This window comes from Tenacibaculum sp. TB-53 (assembly GCF_059716285.2).
In genome coordinates this window covers 2185169-2207687 of sequence record NZ_CM202790.1, presented here as the reverse complement: position 1 = coordinate 2207687, position 22519 = coordinate 2185169, and the positions used below count along the sequence as shown (strand labels likewise).

Below are 22519 nucleotides of genomic sequence, written 5' to 3'. Positions count from 1 at the left end.
AAAATTATTAAAAAATGGGTCTTAAAGAAAAAAGAGCAGTTCAAACATTTAAAAACGAATCATTTCCAGCATTAGAAGCGGAAATAAACAATAAAGCAGGATTTAATGTATCATTAAACATAGCATGGGATACGTTGGTAGAAGATAAGTTTTCTCACCTTTACAATGATACGTTTCCAAAAATATATTTTCAACCGTTAATTGAAGCAATCAAAGCTGTAAACATTGATGAAATTGGGGGAGAATTGCTAAAAAATGGATTAAAAGAAGTAAAAATTGTTAATGAAAATAACGAGCACAATTTAGAAAGAGCAATCACTTTTGTAGATGGGGTGTTAACTATTAATCACAGCCCAATTATGAATGCAGATAAGGTGGAAGAAAAAACAGAAAGAATTGTACACCTTTTAGAAACTCATTTAGAAGAATTTGCAGGAAGTGAAGCTAGTGTTGAAAGTACAGAAAACCCAAATAATATTGTAGGAGGGAAGGTAGATAATACTATAAAGTTGAGCTTACCTCAGTTGCACAACCAATATGTAGCTTTAGCTTTTGAAAAGCAAGATAACTTAGCAGATATTGTTGAGGATTTACCTTGGACTTGTGATATGCTTCAAGGAACGGTAACCTACGGTGATTTAACTTTTAAAATGCAGGTATTAGGAACCTACTCTCACAATGAAAAATCATGGTTATGGGCTTGGGCAAATAAACAAAGCGGTATTCCAGAACAATTTTTAGAAGCTTCATTACAAATGAAAGCTCTAGGAGAACGCCATGGAATAGAAGACTTACTTTCCTCAAAAATAGAAACAGAACACGATCCAGGACATTATTTCTCATTCGTAGCAACAGGAGTAAATCAGGCAAGTTGTTATGCACCATTACCTTTTAAAGGGCTTACTGTGTATGTATTATTATATACGGATATAGTTGATGAAAAAGAGATAAACATTCCTGCTTTAATTTGTTCACACTTCTCAAAAACAACTACTCGTATGGATTTTGAACACAAGCATGCATTGTTTTGCTATTTAGTTCAAAAAGGATATGAAGTTGAGGTATCAGGAAATAATATCGTTGCTAAAAAAGGAGAAGATCAAATTTTAGGAATTTTTGACCTAAAAGGAAGATTATTAAAGTTGTCTAACTCAACAGTTCCTGTAGGAGCTTAAAAAAAGAAAAAGTATGTATCAATCTACCACACTATCAGAATTAGAAAAAGAGCATCAAGACGCATTAACTCAGGCGCAAAATAAGATGATGGAAGATTTGAATCTTGCACAACAGAACGGTGATAACGATTTAATTCACCAAGCAAGTGTTCATTTTCAAAACGTAGCTAAAGAATTAGCAGAACAATACACTAAACGTATTGAAGAAATTAACGAGTTAAACCTTAAAAATGTAACAGAAAACATTCAAGAGGTGTATGATAATTCTAGAGCAGATATTGACTTAAACGCATTGGTATATGACGGTGATCGTGATTACGTTTTAGAGTTTCAAGAAGATGAGTTAATTCAAAAAACCTTAGAAAGAATAAAAGAAAACAATCCAGTTTTTAAATCGAGAAGACATTTGTTGAAATCAAGTTTACGATTAACAAAAATGTTAGCTCCAGTGCTTCACGAAATTGGAGAACATTGTAAAGAGGTTTTAAAATTGAAAGCTGATATTGAGTTTTTTGTGTATCAGAACGATAAATTCAATGCGTCATGTTATCCGCCAGATGAAGATAAACTGTATATTATTTTAACTTCAGGAATTTTAGAACGTTTTACAAAAGACGAATTAGCTTTTGTTATTGGTCATGAAATAGGGCATGTATTATTCGAACACTTTAATTATCCAGTAAAACATATTTTAGACGAAGGTGCAAACGACTTAGCGCCAATTCATGCAATGAAGTTATATGCGTGGAATCGTAACGCTGAAATTAGTGCCGATAGAGCTGGTTTATTATGTTGTAAGAGTTTTGAGGCAGCAGCAAGAACATTCTTTAAGCTATCGTCTGGAGTAACTTCTGATTCTTTAGATTTTAAACTAAACGAGTATATCAATCAGTTTTCAGATTTAGAAGAAGTTTTAAATGATGACACACACGATCCGTCAGATTGGTATAGCAGTCACCCGTTTAGTCCACTTCGTATTAAAGCTTTAGAGCTGTTTAATAAGAGTAAAACGTATGAGTTATTCAATCCTGAAGTTAATGGAGAAATAACAGAGGAAGCTATGGAGCTAGAAATACAACGAATTATGTCGTTAATGGAACCAGAAGACTTAGGAAATGAAACTGAACATTCAGAAAAAATTCAACGTTTTATGTTCTTAGGTGGTTATATGATTTCAAAGGCAGATGGCGTTGTGGATGATTCTGAAATACAGGCGTTGAGTAGTGTGGTGTCTCCATCGGTTTTTGCTCAGTGTATGTTAACTATTAAAGGATTAACAGAGCAAGATATTATTGATGAAATTATAGCTTTGGCTAAAGAATTAGATATCGTAATTTCTGTGATGCAAAAACTAAATATTCTAAGAGATTTATCTATTATTTCTTATGCTGATGGAAGCATAGATGCTTCAGAAGTTGAGGTGCTATATAACTTAGCAAAGCAACTATATATAAAAACTGAATTTATTGATAGAATTATCAGTGACGCACAAGGCGTTGATTAATAACATAATTTTTGTTTACCATGCTAGCCAAACTATATATATTTAACTGTGTATGGTTTGGCTTATGTTATATATTAAAAGAACCCATCCAACAATAAGTAGTAGACCTCCTAAAGGAGTAATAGGACCTAAAAAGGTCATTTTTTTACCTTTAGCGTCAGATAATACTAAACCATAAATGCTAAAGGAAAACAGTATAATTCCAATTAGAAAAGCGTAATATACTGCTGAGCTAGGTGCGTCAAAATAACTTCCAACGAATAATAAAACGAGTGCATGATACATTTGATATTTTACACCTGTTTCAAATGATTTTAATTGCTCTTCATTTAAAATTTTCTTTAAAGCATGTGCTCCAAAAGCTCCAAATATTACAGCAAGCATACCAAATAAAGCTCCTGTAATTAATACAATTTGTTGTGTCATGTTTTTTAACAATTAAAAAGAAAAACCAATACTAAAAGCTACCCTGTCTTCTTGAGAAGTTCCTCTAAAGTATGAAATATTAGCTGTGAATAAGTCGATTCCGCTTAGCCAAAAAGAACCACCATAACTAGTATGCCATTTCTTTGAATTAGGTGAATAAGGAGACCATACTCGACCGTAATCAAAACCACCAGTAATACCAACTTTTATAGGAATAACTCCTGTATGAATACGTCCAAAACGTAAACGTAAATCGTTACTATGATAAAAACTTTCGGTTCCAGAAAAACGTTCTCTGTTAAAACCACGTAAATTACGGTCACCGCCTAAAGTAGCCGCTTGGTAAATTTCAAAACGATTCCCTACATTAATTTGAGTTCCAACTTCAGAAGCAAAAACTAATGAGCGGTTGAATACTAGGTTTTGATACATAGCCAAAGAACTTTTAATGTAACCAAAGCGTCTGTCGAAATCGTCTAAGTTGGCTTTAGCCCCAACAGCTAAATCGAAGTTCATACCTTTGGTAGGAAAACTACTATTGTCTACTCGGTTGTGATTAAAGTTTAATTCACCTCCCCAAAAATAATTAGTATCAAAAATAGCTGTAGGTTGATTGTCAAAATTATTAATAAATCTACCAGGTGTATCTTCAATCTCAATAGCCTCAAAAAGGCCTGAAATTTTAAAGATACTTCCACCTCGTAAGCGCTTTAATAAAGAAGGAGAAAAACTAATTTCTTCTTTTTTAACACGATAATGATCCAAATTGAAACTTTGGTCGTAAATACTTTCATTTCCCCATCCAAAGAAATTAAAGGAATAGTTATCGCTAGTGGCTTTGGCACGTAAGTGTAAGCTCCAATTGCCAATTAACTCTGTAAATTCACCATTGTATTCTAAATCGTAGCCACTAGTTGAAGAATAATAGTTTGCCGCTAATGTGTGTTGGCTAGCGAAGGGTTGTTTTTTAAAGCCTTGTTGTGTATGTGTAACCGAAGTACCAAAAAAGAAACCGTCATCTGGATTGCTACCTAAGCTCGGATAAACAACAGTAGTGTTGTTGTTAATATCATGCGCATCATAGGTGTTTTTAAAGTAACTATTTGAACGTAAATCCGCAGTTTCAGAACTAGGGTTTATTGTATTTTTCTTTGATTTAAAATCGTAGATTTTAGTCTTCTTTCCCCAACCTGCAACAGATGATTTATCAGTGTATACATCGTGATTCTGTCCCCCTATAATTCGTAGTAAAATACCATCATGTACATCACCAGAAATTAAAAACTCATCATCTCCATTTAAACCATAAAGTTGTATTTCTTTGGTTTCTTTTGTTTTGAAAACACGGTTATAAATTTCATTATCTTTTCTTAAAACAACAACGCTAGTTTCTTCATCATTTAAACGTTTAATAATGAATTTATCGTCTTTATCTGTACCAACTACATGTACAACTTTGTTTAGTTTGGTATAATAACGTTTAGCAATTTTTTTTAATTTATCTCTTCGAGCTTTAATTTTAGCAATGGTTTCTTTTCCATCAATATCATAAATAACCTTTGGTAATTGTTGGATTGATTTTTCAATTACTTCATCAGTTAAATGTTGTTGAATGTACTCAGCTTGTTTATTCCATTCATCGAGTGTTAATTCATTTAAAAAAGCAGTATCAAAAAAGCGAGCATAATTGTTGTACCATTTCATGTTTTTGATATCGTTGTCAAAAGTTTGCATATTTCTTACTAAGGGTGCAAACTGTTGAAAAAGCGGAATCATAACTCCATCAAACTTAGAAAAAGGTTGGTCTCTATCTCTTGGAATTGGGCGATAATACTTTTTACCATCTTTGGTTTTAAAAGAAGCCCATCGCCATTGATCTTCATGTCTATCCCAGTCACCAATAACCATATCAAATAAGCGAGAGCGAATTACCCATTCTTGGTCGATAGAGTGCTTACCGTTTTTTCTAATTTTTTCTAACACATCAAATGTGCTAATAATATCGTCTGAATTTCCAAAGTTGTCTAATTCACTACGGTCATCAGCAGGTCGTTCTTCTAACAAGTATAACTGTCCGCCAAAGATGTCGTTATGCTTACCTAAAGCGGGTTGCTTAGGCATGTAGTATAATTTGGGGTTGGTATGGTAAATATTTACGGATTCTGCCATACCAGGAAGAACAAAAGCAGCATATGGGTGCGACATGGTAAAAATATCTTGAACTACATCAACTAAAAAAGTACCTTTTAAAATACCTCCCATAATACGACTTCCATCTTTAACCATTGAGCGTAACACGTATTGTTTACCATCAGGGTTTTCTAATCGTAACGAATTGGTTTGGTTACCACCACCTCTTCTAATAGGGGTTAAGCCTCCAAAAACATTCTCTAACTCCAAAACAGGAACTTTTACTGTTTTTCCGTACTTATCTCTGTTTAAATCTCCCCACATAAATTTATGAAAACCACTAACCTCTGTGGATTCTGGAGGATAAATTGAGGTTTCTACAAATTTCTTATGCTCTTCGTATTCAGGAAAGCTAGTATATTTTTTTGTTTGTTTTGGTTTTACAATTTCTTTACTGAATAAAAGTTTGTGACCATCTGTGGTATTGGCAGCATAGTATTCAATAACAGCTGAACCATCTTTGTAGTAATTTAATTTAGCATATCCATGATTACCATAGGTAAATTGAGCTCCATAACCAACCAAAGCAGCTGATTGCTTTGAACCCGAGCCACTAATTACTTGTTTAAACCCGTCTTGTTCTATATATTGTAAGTTGTGATCGTGACCAGAAACAAATACAACATTGTCTGTGAAATCATTAGATACTGTTTGTATTTGAGTAACAAAGTCACTATAACTTTTATTAAAAATATCGGTTTGTATACCTACGTGTGAACGTAACGCATTTTTTAAAGTACCTAGAACAGGTAGTGGACTCATGTGATCTTTTACAGAAAAACTTCCTCCATGTGGACCATTACTATATAAAGGATGGTGTACAGCTACTACAACATTTTTATATCTATTTTTTTTAAATAAACTAGAAAGCTCTTGAATAAAGTGTTCACGAGTTTTAATGTCGCAGTTATCGTTCATTTTTGGCTCTTTGTCCCAGTTCATAATAAACCAACGACTATCAATAAGAATTAAAGTGAGGTCATCGTTAATTTTTACTTTGTCTAGTCCACAACCACCTTCAGGTAAAAAGGAGTTTTTACCTAAAGCTTTTTCAACCAATCGCTCCTGCTCTTTTAAGCCATCAACACCATTATACCAGTCGTGATTTCCAGGAATAAAAATTGTATTTCCTTTAAAGTCTTTCAGAGCGTCAATTTGTGTTTGTAAACGATGCTCTGCCAAGGCTCTATCTTTGTGTTCTTTACTTGGTATTCCGTAAGGGTAAATGTTATCTCCTAAAAATAACGTAGTTGATTTTTTAGGAGCTTTGGTTAATTCTTTTTGAAAATAAGTTAAGGTAGGAGTTGTTTGTCCCATTTCGGCATTACCAGCGTCTCCAATTAAATAAAAGGAGTGTAACAATTCTTTATTTATTTGAATTGTTTTTGGTGAAGTCTTATCTGCGTACTTAGCTTTATAGGATGCACAAGCACTAACTACAACAATTATAGTTAGATACATGCAAAACTTGGTAAAGTTCATGTCTTATTTTTTAGTTATGTAAAAATAAGGCTTTTTAGAGTAAAATTACTGTTTTAATAAATACTGATAATCTTCAGGAGTATCAATATCTAGTAAGTTTAAAGAGGAGTTTACTTTGAAAATATTATCGTCATGTTGTAATAGAAAATTTTTAGCTCCTTTATCACCTTTTAAGTTTAGTAACTTATTAAAATATTCTTTTGGAAATACGGCAGGAACTCCAACACTTCCTTGATAATTGGAAGTAATTATTTTAGAAGGATTTTTTTTTGAAACTTTAATTAAGGAGTTCAAATATTCAGATGTAACATGAGGCTGATCTGCTAACATTATTAGAGCATTGTCAAAACAGTGTTTTTGTAAAAGATTAATTCCTTCTACTATGCTAGTACTTAATCCGTTTTTATAATTAGGGTTGTAAATGACTTCAACAGTTTTTGTTGAAAGTTGCTTTTCAATCACATTTTTATTAGCTCCCAATACACAAAAAACATCTTTTATGGTCGATTTTTGAGCTTGTTCAATAGTCCATTCCAGTAACGTAGTGTTTTTATAAGGAAGCAGTTGCTTTATTTTTCCCATTCGAGAAGCACTTCCAGCAGCTAATATGAGAATTGCTGTTTTTTGCATCTAATTATTCATGGATTCGTCCAGTAATCTTTTTTAGAGAAAAAACTTCTTTGTTACGAATTACGGATAGTATTTCTGCTAAGATTGATAAAGCAATTTCTTCTGGGGTTTCTGCTCCAATATTTAATCCAGCGGGAGTATGAATTTTATCTAAAAATTCATCAGTAATATCGGGTGAAAATTCAAACAGTTCGTTAAATAGTTTTTCTCGTCGTTTAGCAGCACCTAAAATACCTATATAAATAGGATTTTGTTCTTGTAATTTAATAAGCCAACGTAAATCGTAAGTGAAATTATGATTCATAATAACAATAGCAGTATTGTTATTTACTTGAGAAAGTTGAATTAATTCTGGAGTTTGTGCAACTACCGATTTAGCTCCGGGAAAATCGATTAATTCTTTTGGATCTTTTATAGAGGTAATTACATCAACTTCCCAGCCTAACTGAGTGGCTAGTGTACATAGTTTTACAGCATCGTGCTCTCCGCCAATAATAAGCAAACGAAATAGTGGTTGTAAAGTTTGTTTAAAATTAGCTAACTGACCTGTTTTTTCAGTATCAAACTCTTTGTTGAAAGTAAATATTTGTTGATTGTTAAACTGAATTATGGAACCGAAATCTCCGTGTGCTTCATCTTCTTTTTGAAAAAAAGATATAATATCATATGGTCTTCTTTCTTTACTATTTTTAGAAAAAGCATCAATAAATTCAGTTGAAAGATAAAAGGGTTCTAAAAGAACATACAATATTCCCTCACAACCTAAACGGTAACGACCATCATAGGTCACTATTTTTGGTTTGTTGTTTTCAAAAACAGATTGTGCTCTACGTTGTATTTCTTTTTCAACACAACCACCGCTAATAGCACCGATTATTCTTCCATTAGAAGAGAGTAACATTCTAACTCCTGGTTTTCTGTAAGAAGAGCCATCTAAATCTACAACCGTTGCTAAAATATTTTGTATGCCTTGTTGTTGATTTATAGAGGCTTGTTGTATTATTTCTTTAAATTCGTGTGTCATTTCGTGTAAAAATACTCTTTTAAAAGTACGCTTTTTTATCACTTTATTAAAAATTAATACTGGTTAATAATTTATTATTTTAGCAAAAACCTTTTTCATGAACAGTTTGATACAAGAAACAGAGCAATTTGTAATTGATTTATTAAATGAAAATTTAGATAAAAACTTTGTATATCACAATATTGCCCATACTCAACGAGTGGTTGAGAAGTCACTCGAATTAATTGAAGGAGAAAATTTCTCAGAAGAGCAGCAACAAATTTTAACATTAGCAGCATGGTTTCATGATGTTGGATATACAGTTAATCCTGAAAATCATGAAGAGGAAGGTATAAAAATAGCAACAGAGTTTTTAAAGAGTAAAAAAGTATTAGGAAGTGTTATAGATGAAGTATCTAAATTAATAGCTTCAACTAAAATGGGAGCAAAACCTAAAAGACAATTAGAGAAGGTTTTAAGAGATGCAGATTGTTCTCATGTTGGAAGTAAAAATTATACAGACTTTAATGAATTATTACGAAAGGAAAGAGAACTAGTATGTAAGAGAAAAATTAAAACTGTTGAATGGGATGACGCTAATCTTGAGTTTTTAACAAAACATCGTTTTTATACAAGCAAAGCTTCTAAGCTTTGGGAAAAACAAAAAAGTAAAAATATAGCTCAACTTTTAAAGAGAAAACAAAAAGAGTTGCAAGAAGCCGCTAAACTTAAACAGAAAAAAGAAGAGTTAGCATATAAAAAAAATAAGATTGAATTACCAGAGAGGGGTATTGAAACTATGTTTCGTGTAGCACTCCGTAATCATATTACGTTAAGTGATATTGCAGATACAAAGGCAAATATTTTACTATCCGTAAATGCAATTATTATTTCGATGACATTGTCAACGTTAATCCCTAAATTAGATAATCCATCTAATTACTACCTAATAATACCTACGTTAATTTTTTCAATTTTTACGGTAATATCTATTGTGTTATCGGTTTTAGCAACAAGACCCAATGTTACTGAAGGGAAATTCACAAAAGAAGATGTAGCTAATAAAAAAGTAAATCTTTTGTTTTTTGGGAATTTTCATCAAATGCAATTGCCTGATTTTGATTGGGCAATGAGCGAAATGATGAAGGATCGTGATTATTTATATGGATCACTTACTAAAGACTTATACTTCTTAGGATTAGTGTTAAATAGAAAGTATAAGTTGTTGCGTATTACATACACAGTTTTTATGATTGGTATTTTGGTAAGTGTTGTTGCTTTTGTATTTGCTTTTTATCAACAAGAACAAGCAACAAAGTTAGGAGAAACTGTTTCTGTAATGTGTGCTATTTAAACTCCTGAATAAGTTCGTCAATAGTCATTGTTTTTTGAGTATCAAAGTCTTTGTTGTAAATAACCTCTACACGTAAGGCTTTTAATCCAGAAACACCTTGCAAATCTTCAATATCTAATTTTTCTATATTACCTAATAGTTTCTTAGATTGTAAGTACTTGATATATTTGTAATACTCATCTGCATCTTTGTCTTGAGAGTACACAATTGCTATCTTACCAGGGACTGTTAATCGTTCTTCAGTTCCTTTAATGTGAGCCTTATCAATACGTTTCTTAATAATTTCGTAACGAATATTATAAGCACCATCAACGTCAAACTGTTTTTCATCCATTCTAAATTTTATAGCTAAAGGATTGCTGTGAACTAAAATTAAAGAAGCTACTCTAAGTTTATGTTCCATTTTTTCAGCAGCTTTTAAAGCTATATTTTCCATTTCACACATCACCTGTAGTTGCCATAACCTAAGGTTGTATAAATATAAGTCGTCATATTTTTTTTCTTTTGTTAAAGATTGTCCTATGTACATATTATACTCAACACCATCTGTTTTATAGCGTTCAAAATAATGAGGAAACATCTTTTGCGCTTCTTCTTGCCTAATATCTATAAAAGAAGCTAGTTTATCGTTTAATAAAGTAACACTATCTTCATAAGATTTTCTTTTCTCATATACAACCTGCAAATCAGGATCTAAACGATTGATATAAGATTTTACTAATATGCTTAAATCATTGTTTACTTCCTTTATGTGGTTAAAAACAGGATAAATTTCACGTTTTAAAAAATCTAAAATAGCAATTTCATCACCAGCTTTTAAACCTTCTTTTACATCTGATAAATATTCTTGAACTCTAAATTGTAACTCTTTGTAAATAGGGAGGCTCTCAACTTTACAGGCTTCTAATAATACTGAAATAGCTAGGGAAAGTTGGGTTATTAAGTCTTCTTTAATAGCAGCGTTTCTAGCTACCGATGAACCTTTAATATCAGACTGTCCATATAAAGGGTGTACGTCAGGAAAAATAATATCCTCAATTTTAACTTTTTCCTTTGCTTCATATGATTCTCTATGAAACCTTTCAGCAGCTTCATAAAAACGCCATTTTACAGTAGGATGAATAGATGTATAATTTTCTTGAATTGTAGCCTCTAAGATATTTTTATGTTCTTCAGAGAAACGATCAACCGCAATTTTAAACAGTGGAATTAAGTCTTGTAATTTATTTTGATTAATAGAGTTTAGTTCAAAAGGTCTAGGAGAAGCAAACTCAATAATAGCTATACTGTTTTTTGTTGATGCTTGTATAGGAACCAAAATTATACTGCCAATATTTTTGTCTTTTAAACGTTGATAAAGGTTTTTATTTTCAGCTTGATTTCCATACTTTTCTACATCAGAAATAGCAAGAGTTTCATTGTTTATGAAAAGTTTTTCTAAAGTGTAATTACAAAAAATGCAATCACAAGAAACATCTTTATCGTAATTTAATACTAAACTTTCTTCTTTATTTATATGTGAAGAGGAAAAGTTATTAGAATCTGTTTCAAAAATAGAAAACCCTAAAGAGAGGTCTGGAATTCCAAAAAACCTTTGAAAGATGCCTTCTAAGGTATGAACTAAATTATCGTCTTTTTTTATAAGGCTAGTTCTTATTTCTGAAATAATTTCATCTGTTGTAACGTCAAACAAGTTCATAATCCCAAAACCTTTAAAAATATAAGATTTAGGAGGGAATTTTTCTTTCCAAATATTTATATCTTCAAAATTATCAAGTAATATTTTTATATCCTCTTCAGTGATTTTAGGAGTGCCTTCTGCGGGGAAAATTTCCATAAAATCAGCATTAAAAGCTGCGCGATATTTTTTTATAGTATTAATTGTTTTATCAGGGATATCAAAGAAAAAAGGTCGTTTTAAATCAATAGGATAATCGTAAACACTGGCTAAAATTAAACTACATGCATAAATATACATTAAATCACTTTCAAAGTTTCGAACTTTTAATTCATAATCATTTCCAGCATTTTGTAAAATTTTTTCAAATCGAGTAGTAAACTTGAAAGAAGTAAATGTAAATGGAATGCTTACTGCTTTAATTTCATTTTCTAATAATAATTCAGGAAACAAAGGTTCAAGCAATAAATCAATAGCTTCTTTATGTTTTTCTAATATTGATTCATCAGAAAACCCATTAATCAATTCAGGAGCTTTTTTTGCCTCTCGAACTATGTTTATTGATGATTGATGATAAGGATGTTTTTCATACTCTTTAGAAGCATATTTTTGAAATAAAGCGACTACCTTTTCAAAACTTATTTTTAGTTTAAAAGGAAGTTCTAGATTTTGAATGTCTTTTGTTCGTCTTATGTTCATAGAGTAATAAAAAAATAATCAATACAAATTTACAAAATTGTAAGTAATCAGTCGTTTTTATTACTACTCCCTTTCAAAAACAATAACTTTAAAAGCTTTAAAATTATTTTTCATACAATTATGTTTTAGAGTAGAAGTAATGTTTTTACAAATAGGATTATAAATTCAAATAAAATTTATTTTTAATAAATCTAAATAAGTAATGATTGTTATATTTGCTGAGTTAATTTAACTGAAGTTTTCCCATTAAAAGAATAAAAACATATAGGCTTACAAAAGAGAAAAGTTTTGAAAAACTTTATAGAACTCATTGGAAGAGCTTATACCTCTTATGTTATTCTAAAACCAATAGTAAAGAGGCAGCAGAAGAGATTGTTCAAGATGTATTTATTTCTTTATGGAAAAGGGTTGATAAAATAGAATTTACTAGTCAAACTCAAAATTACTTATTAAAATCTGCTCGCAATAAAATTGTAGACTACTATCGCTCTAAAAATTCTTATAAGAATAAAAAAAAATTGGAGGAAATAACATCAGATCGTGTTTTAAAAGAAACAAAGTCAATAGAGCATAATCTGGCAGTGACCAATTTTTTAGAGAATGATTTACAATTAGTTGTTAATCGATTACCAAATAGATGCCAAGAAGTATATCGATTAAGTAGAGAGCAACAACTTTCTACAGCAGAGATAGCTATTCAGTTAGAGATATCACCAAAAACGGTAAAGAATCACCTCACTAAAGCTTTGGCTTTTATTCATGAAAACTTAAAAATTATTTAAAATTTGATTATCGTTTAGGACTCTGTCAAACTATATCCGTTCCTATATATAAACCAAAGTAGTTTATATGGAAATAACACCTGAACTTTTAACACGATATGCAGAAGGAAAGTGTACAGAAACTGAAAGAAAAAGAATAGAGGAATGGGTGAATACCACTGAAAACGAGATCAAATTTCCTGAAACCAATATTGAGACATCACCACATATTGAAGAGAAACTTTGGAATACCATTGCAAAAGATACAATAAAGTCAACAAAAAGAAACTTCTTTTTTAGATGGAGTGTAGCAGCAACATTTACTATTTTTTTATTAGTGTCAGCCTTTTTTGTTGTTAACAAACCAATAATATATACAACACAGGCAGGTGAAGTAAGAACAATAGTACTTAAAGACAGTACTAGAATCACCTTAAATGCATTATCATCTCTTGAAGTATCAAGAGAGTATGGAAAAACACATAGAAATGTAATATTGAAAGGAGAAGGTTACTTCAAAGTAGAAAAGAACGCTCAACTTCCATTTGTAATTAAAACAGAAAAAACAGTAACAAAAGTTTTAGGAACTAAATTTAATTTATCTGCTTATACAGGAGAGAATAACGTTATATTTTTAGATGAAGGAAAAGTGTTTTTTTTCTCAAAAAAAGAAGGAAAAGAAAAAGGAATGACACTAAATCCAAAAGAGAAAGCAATACTTGTTAAAGAAAGGTTGGTAAAGAAGGTTTTTAAAGAAAATGACCATACGGCATGGATGCAACAAAAATTAATTTTTAAAGATGAAACCTTAAGTAGTGTAATAAAAGTGTTAGAACGATTTTATAATTGTAGCATAGAGATAAAAAAAGAAGAGTTAAAAAGGAGAAAATATAACGGAATTCATACAAAAGAATCAATAGACACAGTAATGAAAGATATTGGTTTTGTGTTGAATTTTAATTTCAAAAAGACAGGGGATAGAATAATAATTTTTTAAAAAAAAATAAATACAAATGACATAGAAAACAAAATAAAAAAACCAGTATTCTGTCGGCAAAACTTCATACTGGTTAAAAGTAATTCAACCAAAAACACGATTAAATCACAAACTATAAATATATGAATAAAATAAATTATACAGCTATTCATAGAACTGTAAAAAGTATACTAATAATAGTTTTTTGCATTACAGTTCAAAGTTCATTTGCACAAGAATCTATATTAGATAAAAAAATTTCAATAAACTTTATAAATAATACGATACCAACTGCTTTAAGAAAAATAGAAGAAAAAGCAAGTTGTAAATTCGCTTTTGAGTCTATCGATGAAAAGAAGAAAAACGTTATTACCAAAGAGTATAAAAAAGTAACATTACGAGAAATACTTAATGAAGTATTAGTTAAATATCACATTTATTATAAGGTAAGAGGAAACACTATTTTAATACAAAATCAAGCAGAAAAAGGTGTAATAACAGGAACTATTTTAGATGATAAAGGACTTCCTTTACCTTATGCATCAATAGTATTAAAAGGAACTAGTTTTGGGGCATCTTCTGATAAAGATGGGAGGTATAGTTTTTATGCACCAGAAGGAAATTACATTGCTATAGCGTCTTCAGTAGGATTTGGTAATAAACAAAAAACAGTAACAATTTTAGCAAATCAAAAGAATATATTAGATTTTTCTTTAACTGAAACTGCTGAAAGTTTAAATGAAATTGTGATAACAGGAACAAGAAATCAAGGGTATATTGTTCCGTTAACTAATGCATTAAAAACACCAATAAAAACACTAAAAGCTCCAGCTTCAATAGCTGTTTTAAGTGACAATTTTTTAGAGGATATTGGAGCTAGAAATTTAAGCACAATTATAACATTTGTGCCAGGTGTTAGTAATGCCGATAATGGTGGAGGACAAGTAGAAAATGTGATAATTAGAGGTTTTCCACAATCAGAATCTTATATAAATGGTATTCGACAACAAAGAGCTCCAGAAGGAGTTAGAGCTATAGAAACGATAGAAAGAGTTCAAATATTAAAGGGACCCTCTGGTGTTGAAGCGTCATTAACTTCTTCAGGAGGTTTTATGAATATTATCACAAAAAAACCAAAAGACACTTTTGCTGCTGAAGTAATTTTAGGAGGAGGAGATCATAATTTTATGCGTGTAGTTGGAGATGTTACAGGCCCTTTAGTTGAAGGAAAATTAAATGGTCGTTTAATTGCAGGTTATCAAAAAAGGCAATTTTGGAGAAATGGACAGGATGATAGGCCGTATGTAACTATTGCCCCATCGTTTGATTGGAAAATAACAGATAAAACAAACCTTATTGTAGAATATGAATATAATTGGGCTAATGATCCTTTAGATAGAGGAACTATTTATATTGAAGGAGCTGGATTGAAAAATAATTTTTTACCTAGAAATTTTACTTTTCATGGAGAAAAGGACGATTATAAAATAGGCTCTAATAGGTTTGATATAACGTTAAATCATAAATTCAACGATAAAATTTCAGCAACGGTACAATATCATAATTTTTCTCAAAAATCAGAAGAACATTCATTTAGAAATGCTGATGCAGAAGGTGGTTGGGGGCCTCTTTTTAAAGAAGATGGAGTCACTTTTTCAGGAAATTCAGTAGTACCAATATTTTTTGCTGAAGTTGGAGCTGACATTGGTACAGAAACGGTACAGGTAAATTTTAACGGAGACTTTACAAATGAAGAAGGTGTTGGACATGCTTTTAATTTTGGAGGAAGCACTGCAGTTAGTGATGCTACTTATACTGATGCTGATAGAGACTTTGTGTATAGAAGTTTTGAAAATACTTTAGATGTTTTTAATCCAGATAATAATCAAGAGCCTAATGTTGTTGGAGAAAGTATACGTCCAAACTTTAGAGTTGGAGATAAAATTAATGCAGTTTTTGGGCAATGGCTGGGTAAATGGACACCTAAGTTTAGAACAGTTGTAGGTATGAGGTATGATGATGTAAAAAAGATAACAGAACAAAACTTAAATGGTATTAGCCCAGAAGTATTAGCAAAATTAGAAGCACAATCTGCACCTAATCCAATTAACTTAATTAACCGTAATTATAATGATGATTTATTTTCATTTAGGTTAGGATCATCATATGACGTAACATCAACATTAACAGGTTTTGTAGGTTATTCTTCATCAGCACAACCACAAAATGGAGTAACTCGTAAAGGAAATGGAATTAAACCTATTAGAGCAAACTCTTTTGAAGGAGGTTTAAAATGGCAACTGTTTAACGGAAAAGCTTTAGCAACAGCATCTGCTTACTTTTTAGAAAGAAAAAACATAGCTATTTCAGATCCAAGCAATACGCCTGAAGAACGTTTTATGTTACCGTTAGGAAGCGCAGAAATAAAAGGAATAGAGTTTGAATTAACAGGAAAGCTAACTAGAGATTTATCTTTTATGGGAGGTATGAGTTTCCAAAATTCTGAAATAACAGAAAGTGATCAAGATATTATAGGAAACAAGTTTGCAAACATTCCAGAGTTTCAATTTAGTGGGTTTTCTAATTATAATGGAAAAAGTATAGGTTTATCAGGGTTAGATATTGGTTTGGGTGTAGTACATCAAGGAAAACGTGAAGCTAACAGTGGAAATCAATATCAACTACCAGGGTATACTCGTATGGATTTTGCTTTAGGTTACACATTTAAAAACAATTTACAAATACGTTATAATGTGTTTAATGTTTTTGATACAACTTATTATACCTCGGCACAAGACAATATTTTAAGAGGATCCGATCAAATTGGAGTAGGAGATAGGCGTCTTTTTCAAATTACATTAACTAAAAAATGGCTTTAAAAATTAAGCAAAAAACTTTTTTTACTATTCATTCTTGGATAGGTATTACTGCCGGACTTTTACTATTTGTTATATGTTGGTCTGGCAGTATTGCCGTTTTTTCTCATGAAATAGATTGGTTACTAAATTCTAAACTTCAAAGTGATTACATAAAAAACGATAAAAAAGAAGTTAATTGGCAAAAAGCATATAATTCTTTTCATATAAAATATCCAAAATCTGAATTAGGAGAATTAGCTGAAGCTGAAAGAAGTGGTTATACATTGCATGGGTGGGGAAGGAAGCAAAGTGGTGAACTTTTTCGTTTTCATATGAACCCTTCATCTTATAATATACAAGAAGAAACAACATATTTTAATGTACAACGCTTTTTTAGAAGTTTCCATATGTCTCTTTTTGATCCAGATGTATCACGTATTTTTGGAGTAAATTTTGGGTACTTCATAGTGGGATGTTTAGGGTTTGTTTTAGTTCTTTCAACTCTCACAGGTTTTTTATTTTATAAAAAATGGAGATCAGGTTTTTTTAAGTTAAATATTAAAAAAGGAGCTAGAAGGCTTTGGTCAGATACTCATAAGTTAATCGGATTATGGTCACTATGGTTTGGTTTATTAATAGGACTTACTGGAACTTGGTATTTGTTGGAATGGTGGCTTCCAGAGCCGCCACATATTGATACTTCACAAATTACACAAAAAAATAAGGAAAAGTATTTAAGTATTAATGAACTGGTAGAAAAAGCAGAAAAAGAGTTTCCTGAATTGGAAATTCAGCGTTTGTTTTTTTACAATTACAATAAAGGACTTTTATCATTTGAAGGTGATAATGGAGCATTACTTGTAAGAAAAAGAACAGCACATATTACTCTGAATACTTTAACAGGAGATGTAATTAAGATTCAAAAACCTGAGGAGTTAACCATGTATCATAGATGGTGGGAAACTGTAGATGTCTTACATTTTGGCAATTTTGCAGGATTGTGGTCTAAATGGTTGTATTTTATTTTCGGACTTTCATTGTCTGTGCTGTGTTTAACAGGAGCGTATTTACAAGCAAAGCGGCAAAAGCTGAAGTCAGGGGTGAAAAAATATAGAATATCAATAATTGTAGCATACAGTATTACTGTGATAATTTTAGGGTTGTCTTTTTGGGGAGGAGTTGAAGAAATAACTCGCTATGGAGTTAACGGTAGTTTACCTAAAACACCCGCTCCCATAGTTTGTTTTATTGTTTTATGGGGAGTAACAACAATAGGTATACTTATTTTTTGGATGAAAAAAGTAAAATAATTTTTAAACAAAGCAATAAAAAACACGCTGTATTTTCTTATACAGCGTGTTTTTTTATGAGGTGCATTTTGTAAAATTATAATGATAAATTACATTTTTTACCTAAAATATCATTTATACTGGGGTTATACGCATTGTTATAAATAAAGTTGTTTTCATCAAAATCTTTATGCTTAATTTCGGTTAGTAGCTTTTTTAATCCACAAAAATTAACAAGTTTTTTATTATTTGAAATGTCTATAACACCTCTTTCGAAAGTATAGTTTGAAAGAGCATCTAAGGTTGTAATTTTAGGATTGTTTTGAATAAAAAGTTCCTTATTTGTGGGGCTGTTATCGTAAACTATATTTTGTACTCCATTAAGAGAAGTTAAATTAGAATTATCTTTTACTTCTATTAAATAACTAACAGACGTTAAAGATGATAAGTTAGAAATACTTGCTAAAGAAGCATTGTTAATAATTTTAATAGCGCCAACACTCTTTAAACTAGAAAGACCATTTAACTTAGTAAGTTTAGTATTGTTTTCAATAGTAAAGTAAAGTTCACAAGATGTTAAGTTCTGTAAACCTTCCATAGTTTTTAAAGAAGTATTATTTTTAATTACAACAGCGTTGACTTCTGTTATTTGTTCTAAACCGTTTAAGTTTTCTAAAGAATCATTTCCAATAATATTAACTTTATGAAGCTTACTAAGATTCTGTAAAGCAGTTAGATTATTTATAGAATGATTCAAACTGATTGATAACTCTTGTCGAATAGTTTTTAGTTTATGAAATCCGTTCAAGTTTTGTAACAACTTATTGTTTAAAATGCGAAGAGAACCTAAAGCTGTAATTTTTGATAAAGCTTCAACATTGGTAAGTTCATCGTTATTAATAATAACGAGTCTAGCTTCATTAGAAGTTAATGTTACACCTTCAAAACCACTTAAGTTTTTAAGAGAGGTATTTATAATAAACAAGTCTCCATGTATTTGACTAAGGTCATTAAAATTAGAAAGATTTTTTACAGAGGAAGTTTTACCGTTTATAATTAGATTTCCTTTGATAGCATTGTACCCTTTAGAGGTAAAGTTATCAATATCTTCTTGACTTTTTAACTCTATATTACCTTCAAATTGTTTTTTATTAGTAAAAAATTTGTATTCAGTAGAAGTAATAGTTTTGTTATTTATGTCCTTGGCGATTACTTTACCTTGGTATTCAGTTAAGCCTTTAAGCTCTTCAAATTCGAAAGTGTTACCGTCAATATATTCAGCTATTAGTTCATCTCCTAAGTAAAGGTCGTAATAGGTGGTTTTGTTTTGTGAATTATCAGTATTAGTCCATTCTATTTTGCTGTTTAACGGATTAGTTGAGCTAATTTTTACAGTTAGTTGTGTAGAAGGAGGTAGTTGGTTTTCTTCTGATTTAGAGCAAGATGTAAAGAGTAGGATTATAACTATTAATTTATATAAATTGTATTTGGGCATTGTATAGCTAATTTTTAATTTTATTTAAGTAAATATTGGGATAAATTAACAAAAAAAGGAAACGATATAAATGGCGTGAAAAGTTAAATTATATGTTAAATATAATGCTTAGGTATTGGAGTAAAAAATAAAAAATCCCTGACCAGTTTTTGATAAGGGATTTATAGTTCTTTTGAATGGAGATTTAAAAACGGAAATCGTAGTTTTGTATTTTACCTTTTTTACCTAAACTATTAAATTTCCAACTAAACCCAAGCATAAAATATTGTTGCAATACGGTGCTTTCGGAATCTTCTATGTAGTTTGAGGTTGCTCTACGTTGAGCGTTGGTGTTTTGATTTAATAAATCATATGCTTTTAAGCTAATAGTACCTTGATCTTTTAAAATAGAATAAGCTAATGTAGCATTCCAAAACCAAGCAGCTTTATTAAATCCAATTACGTTAGGGTTGTATGTGTAACGAATGTCATTTAACCATTCTAACTTTTTTGGGATGTTTGTTTTTGTTCTTATATTAACAGAATGTCTAGTGAAGTCTTGATTTTGATCAGTGTTAACGTCGTATTTAGTATTTGAAAAAGAAATACGATACTGTGTTTCTATAGAAGCCAGTTTGTCCCACTCTAATGTGATTCCAAAATTAGGGGTTAACGAAGTTGTTTTAGCTCCTTCTTTTATGTTATTTAAGATATTAAAGTTTTTATTGGAGCCAATGTTTCCACCAGCTCTAAATTTAATACTAGAAATGGAGTCTAGTTTTATTTTTTTTGTATAGCTACCACCACCCCATAAATCATAACCCCCATCATTGTTTTCATAAGAGGTTTTTCTGACTAAATTATCGTCAATAGAGGTGTTTGTTATTACTTGATTTTCATAAAGAGTACCACTTATATAAAACCAAAAACCAGTACGAGCTTGCCAGTTAAACTTGTTAAAATTAATATATGCTCTGTGATTTTGAGCTGGTTTTAAATTTGGATTACCGGTAACAATATTGGAAGGGTTGGTCACATCAGAAAAAGGTTGAACTTGATTAATGCTGGGAGCATTATTGTTTAAACGATAATCAAAGTAAATAGAGGCTTTGGAGTCAAATCTATATCTGAAACTAGCATCTAAATCTAAATTATTGTATTCTTTTTTTAAGCTTAATTCAGGGCGCAATTTATCATTGTTTTCTAAGGTTCTGTTAACAAAACCAGTACCAAAATTTAAACGCCACTTTTTAGATCTATACACTAAATCTACTGAAGGGGTTTTAGTAATATCATTATATGTAAAGTCAGAACTCAATTCAGTATTAAAGTCACTGTACTGTTGCGTTGTTGAGTTAAAATCAAAAGTGTTTTCTTGGTTTTTTCGTTCATCACGTTGATAACTATACTTAGTATCTAAAAATAATTTCTTAGCAATTAGAGGAAAACGATAGGTTAGACGTGAGGAAAGTCCTGTTAAGTTATTTTCAATAATGCTTTTTTGGTCTCTATTTTCTGTGCTAGCATTATTTCCAAAAGTTTCAATTATAGACTTGTTAAATTCTTCGGTATCTGTTTTATCAATACTGTTAGTTATAGAGGCTTTAATAAAGGAACCTTTAGCTCCAATTTTTTTGGTAATATCTAATCTGTTTTGAAAATTGTTTGCTGTTGCTTTAGAATAGGCTGAACTCACGTAGCTATTCGTAAGTGTATTATTTTCATTTAAAGATTCTTCTTGTCTACGGCTATTACTTTCACGTTTGTTAAAAATGAACGTAGGTCTAACATTAATTAAAAGAGTAGAATCTATTTCAATGTCAAACTCTGTATCAAAACTATGATTGTGATTTTCATCATCAGAAGTAGTAGTAGAGTTGGAGAAATACTTTCTATCAGGAAGTGTGTACTCTCTATTACTTTTCGATTCGTTGTTTGAATTACTTCCTGAGTAAAAATAGTTTGCGTTTACATCTAAACCTTTACCAAATTCATCAGCATAGGTTGCACCAGCAGTTTTTGATTTTATAATACCGCTACCGCCTCCAAAACTTCTTCCATTAACATTAAAACTACCATTTCCACCTATCCAAATATTACCACCTCCTCCAAACATTTTTTGAATTTCTCCAAAGCTAAAACCTGGAGAATTGATATTGTTTGTGCTGGCTAATATGCTAAATCGTTGATTGTTATCAAAACGGTTTACCATGGCAGCTCCTTCAAAGCGTTTGTCGGTTCCAGCGCCACCAGATACTCTACCAAACCAACCTTTATTATTTTCTTTTTTTATGGTAAGGTTTATAGTTTTGTTATTTGCATCTCCTTTTTCACCAGTAAAAGCTTCTGATTTAGATTTAGTATCTGTTATTTGAACTTTTTCAATAATATCTTTTGTTAAATTTTTAGTGGTAATACTAGGATCATTTCCAAAGAAAGGTTTACCATTAACCAAAATTTTATTGACTTCTTTCCCGTTTACAGTAATTTTTCCATTTTCATCGACTTCAACACCAGGAAGTTTCTTTAAAAGATCTTCAACATTGGCATCTTTTTTAGTTTTAAAAGATTTAACATTAAATTCTAAAGTGTCTTTTTTCACAGTAATTGGAGCTCGTGATTGTATAACTACTTCACTAAGTACATTACTTTCTTCTTTTAAAAAAATTGTACCTAAATTGAGATTAGAGGTTTTGTCTAGCTCTATAAGTTTAGAGAAACTATCCATGCCAACATAAGAAATAAAGAGTTTTACGTCTTTACTAAAAGATTTTCCTTCTAAAGAAAACTTTCCTTTGTCGTTAGAAATAGTGTAAGTAACAATCGAGCTGTCTTTAGCTTTTTCTACATGAATTGTTGCTGCTTCAATAGCAGTTTTGTCTTTTTCAGAGTTAATTGTACCAGTAATTTTAAACGGATAGGATTGAGCAAAAATTGAACTAGTAAGTAATAAGGTAAAAATAAAAAGTAGTTTTTTCATTGTTTATAGCAAAATGATTTTCAAAGAGCTACAAATAAAA

14 protein-coding genes are annotated in these 22519 nt (G+C 30.7%); 7 read left to right on the top strand and 7 right to left on the bottom strand.

Going from position 1 to position 22519, the window contains the following annotated elements:
• The first annotated feature begins 14 nt into the window (after window positions 1–14).
• Complete coding sequence (locus AC3VJB_RS10060; RefSeq protein WP_196781605.1) at window positions 15–1175, top strand: DUF6882 domain-containing protein; 1161 nt, start codon at window positions 15–17, stop codon at window positions 1173–1175.
• Window positions 1176–1188: 13 nt separating this feature from the next.
• The gene (locus AC3VJB_RS10055) at window positions 1189–2679 is read left to right on the top strand and encodes a M48 family metallopeptidase (RefSeq protein ID WP_159493271.1); all 1491 of its coding nucleotides are present in this window, start codon (window positions 1189–1191) and stop codon (window positions 2677–2679) included.
• A gap of 42 nt (window positions 2680–2721) precedes the next feature.
• Here the strand turns inward: AC3VJB_RS10055 and AC3VJB_RS10050 are convergent, their stop codons facing one another.
• From AC3VJB_RS10050 to AC3VJB_RS10035, 4 genes are all read right to left on the bottom strand, one after another.
• Window positions 2722–3105 (bottom strand): DUF423 domain-containing protein, encoded by a 384-nt coding sequence (locus tag AC3VJB_RS10050; protein WP_125343326.1) that lies wholly within the window; start codon window positions 3103–3105, stop codon window positions 2722–2724.
• A 12-nt stretch (window positions 3106–3117) separates the two neighbouring features.
• Entirely contained in the window at window positions 3118–6756 is a 3639-nt protein-coding gene (locus AC3VJB_RS10045) for a ShlB/FhaC/HecB family hemolysin secretion/activation protein (protein ID WP_497667086.1), read from the bottom strand.
• A gap of 66 nt (window positions 6757–6822) precedes the next feature.
• Window positions 6823–7407: a nucleotidyltransferase family protein gene (locus AC3VJB_RS10040; RefSeq protein WP_073181968.1), complete on the bottom strand. Its 585-nt coding sequence runs from the start codon at window positions 7405–7407 to the stop codon at window positions 6823–6825.
• 4 nt (window positions 7408–7411) lie between these two features.
• Window positions 7412–8431, bottom strand: coding sequence for an XdhC family protein (locus AC3VJB_RS10035; RefSeq protein ID WP_437823262.1), 1020 nt, complete (start codon window positions 8429–8431; stop codon window positions 7412–7414).
• Window positions 8432–8528: 97 nt separating this feature from the next.
• Between AC3VJB_RS10035 and AC3VJB_RS10030 the strand changes: the two genes are divergently transcribed.
• Complete coding sequence (locus AC3VJB_RS10030; protein WP_047790725.1) at window positions 8529–9764, top strand: Pycsar system effector family protein; 1236 nt, start codon at window positions 8529–8531, stop codon at window positions 9762–9764.
• Here the strand turns inward: AC3VJB_RS10030 and AC3VJB_RS10025 are convergent.
• The gene (locus AC3VJB_RS10025) at window positions 9757–12141 is read right to left on the bottom strand and encodes a hypothetical protein (RefSeq protein WP_047790726.1); all 2385 of its coding nucleotides are present in this window, start codon (window positions 12139–12141) and stop codon (window positions 9757–9759) included. The two genes, AC3VJB_RS10030 and AC3VJB_RS10025, sit on opposite strands and share 8 nt — an antisense overlap.
• 245 nt (window positions 12142–12386) lie before the next feature.
• On the opposite strand from AC3VJB_RS10025, the gene AC3VJB_RS10020 reads away from it, so the two are divergent.
• The 4 genes from AC3VJB_RS10020 (at window position 12387) to AC3VJB_RS10005 (ending at window position 18046) form a co-directional block, all read left to right on the top strand.
• Window positions 12387–12923, top strand: a complete 537-nt coding sequence (locus AC3VJB_RS10020) for an RNA polymerase sigma-70 factor (RefSeq protein WP_159616536.1) — start codon at window positions 12387–12389, stop codon at window positions 12921–12923.
• Window positions 12924–12990: 67 nt separating this feature from the next.
• A complete protein-coding gene (locus AC3VJB_RS10015) occupies window positions 12991–13899 on the top strand; it encodes a FecR family protein (RefSeq protein WP_437823259.1) in 909 nt (302 codons plus the stop codon).
• Window positions 13900–14021: 122 nt separating this feature from the next.
• Window positions 14022–16757 carry a TonB-dependent receptor domain-containing protein gene (locus AC3VJB_RS10010; protein ID WP_437823256.1) on the top strand — a complete coding sequence of 912 codons (2736 nt, stop codon included), beginning with the start codon at window positions 14022–14024 and terminating at the stop codon, window positions 16755–16757.
• Window positions 16748–18046, top strand: coding sequence for a PepSY-associated TM helix domain-containing protein (locus AC3VJB_RS10005; protein WP_497667085.1), 1299 nt, complete (start codon window positions 16748–16750; stop codon window positions 18044–18046). Before AC3VJB_RS10010 ends, AC3VJB_RS10005 begins: the two co-directional genes overlap by 10 nt.
• Window positions 18047–18122: 76 nt before the next feature.
• Here AC3VJB_RS10005 and AC3VJB_RS10000 read toward each other — a convergent pair whose 3' ends face one another.
• Both AC3VJB_RS10000 and AC3VJB_RS09995 read right to left on the bottom strand, forming a co-directional pair.
• Window positions 18123–19520, bottom strand: coding sequence for a hypothetical protein (locus AC3VJB_RS10000; RefSeq protein WP_437823254.1), 1398 nt, complete (start codon window positions 19518–19520; stop codon window positions 18123–18125).
• A gap of 184 nt (window positions 19521–19704) precedes the next feature.
• A complete protein-coding gene (locus AC3VJB_RS09995; RefSeq protein ID WP_437823252.1) occupies window positions 19705–22479 on the bottom strand; it encodes an outer membrane beta-barrel protein in 2775 nt (924 codons plus the stop codon).
• Window positions 22480–22519: the final 40 nt, after the last annotated feature.

Excerpts from the sequence above, each read along its gene's own strand:
- AC3VJB_RS10000 (WP_437823254.1), bottom strand. The coding sequence starts at position 19,520 with ATGCCCAAATACAATTTATATAAATTAATAGTTATAATCCTACTCTTT.
- AC3VJB_RS10055 (WP_159493271.1), top strand. The coding sequence starts at position 1,189 with ATGTATCAATCTACCACACTATCAGAATTAGAAAAAGAGCATCAAGAC.
- AC3VJB_RS09995 (WP_437823252.1), bottom strand. The coding sequence starts at position 22,479 with ATGAAAAAACTACTTTTTATTTTTACCTTATTACTTACTAGTTCAATT.
- AC3VJB_RS10050 (WP_125343326.1), bottom strand. The coding sequence starts at position 3,105 with ATGACACAACAAATTGTATTAATTACAGGAGCTTTATTTGGTATGCTT.
- AC3VJB_RS10040 (WP_073181968.1), bottom strand. The coding sequence starts at position 7,407 with ATGCAAAAAACAGCAATTCTCATATTAGCTGCTGGAAGTGCTTCTCGA.
- AC3VJB_RS10030 (WP_047790725.1), top strand. The coding sequence starts at position 8,529 with ATGAACAGTTTGATACAAGAAACAGAGCAATTTGTAATTGATTTATTA.
- AC3VJB_RS10010 (WP_437823256.1), top strand. The coding sequence starts at position 14,022 with ATGAATAAAATAAATTATACAGCTATTCATAGAACTGTAAAAAGTATA.
- AC3VJB_RS10005 (WP_497667085.1), top strand. The coding sequence starts at position 16,748 with ATGGCTTTAAAAATTAAGCAAAAAACTTTTTTTACTATTCATTCTTGG.
- AC3VJB_RS10025 (WP_047790726.1), bottom strand. The coding sequence starts at position 12,141 with ATGAACATAAGACGAACAAAAGACATTCAAAATCTAGAACTTCCTTTT.
- AC3VJB_RS10045 (WP_497667086.1), bottom strand. The coding sequence starts at position 6,756 with ATGTATCTAACTATAATTGTTGTAGTTAGTGCTTGTGCATCCTATAAA.
- AC3VJB_RS10060 (WP_196781605.1), top strand. The coding sequence starts at position 15 with ATGGGTCTTAAAGAAAAAAGAGCAGTTCAAACATTTAAAAACGAATCA.
- AC3VJB_RS10035 (WP_437823262.1), bottom strand. The coding sequence starts at position 8,431 with ATGACACACGAATTTAAAGAAATAATACAACAAGCCTCTATAAATCAA.
- AC3VJB_RS10015 (WP_437823259.1), top strand. The coding sequence starts at position 12,991 with ATGGAAATAACACCTGAACTTTTAACACGATATGCAGAAGGAAAGTGT.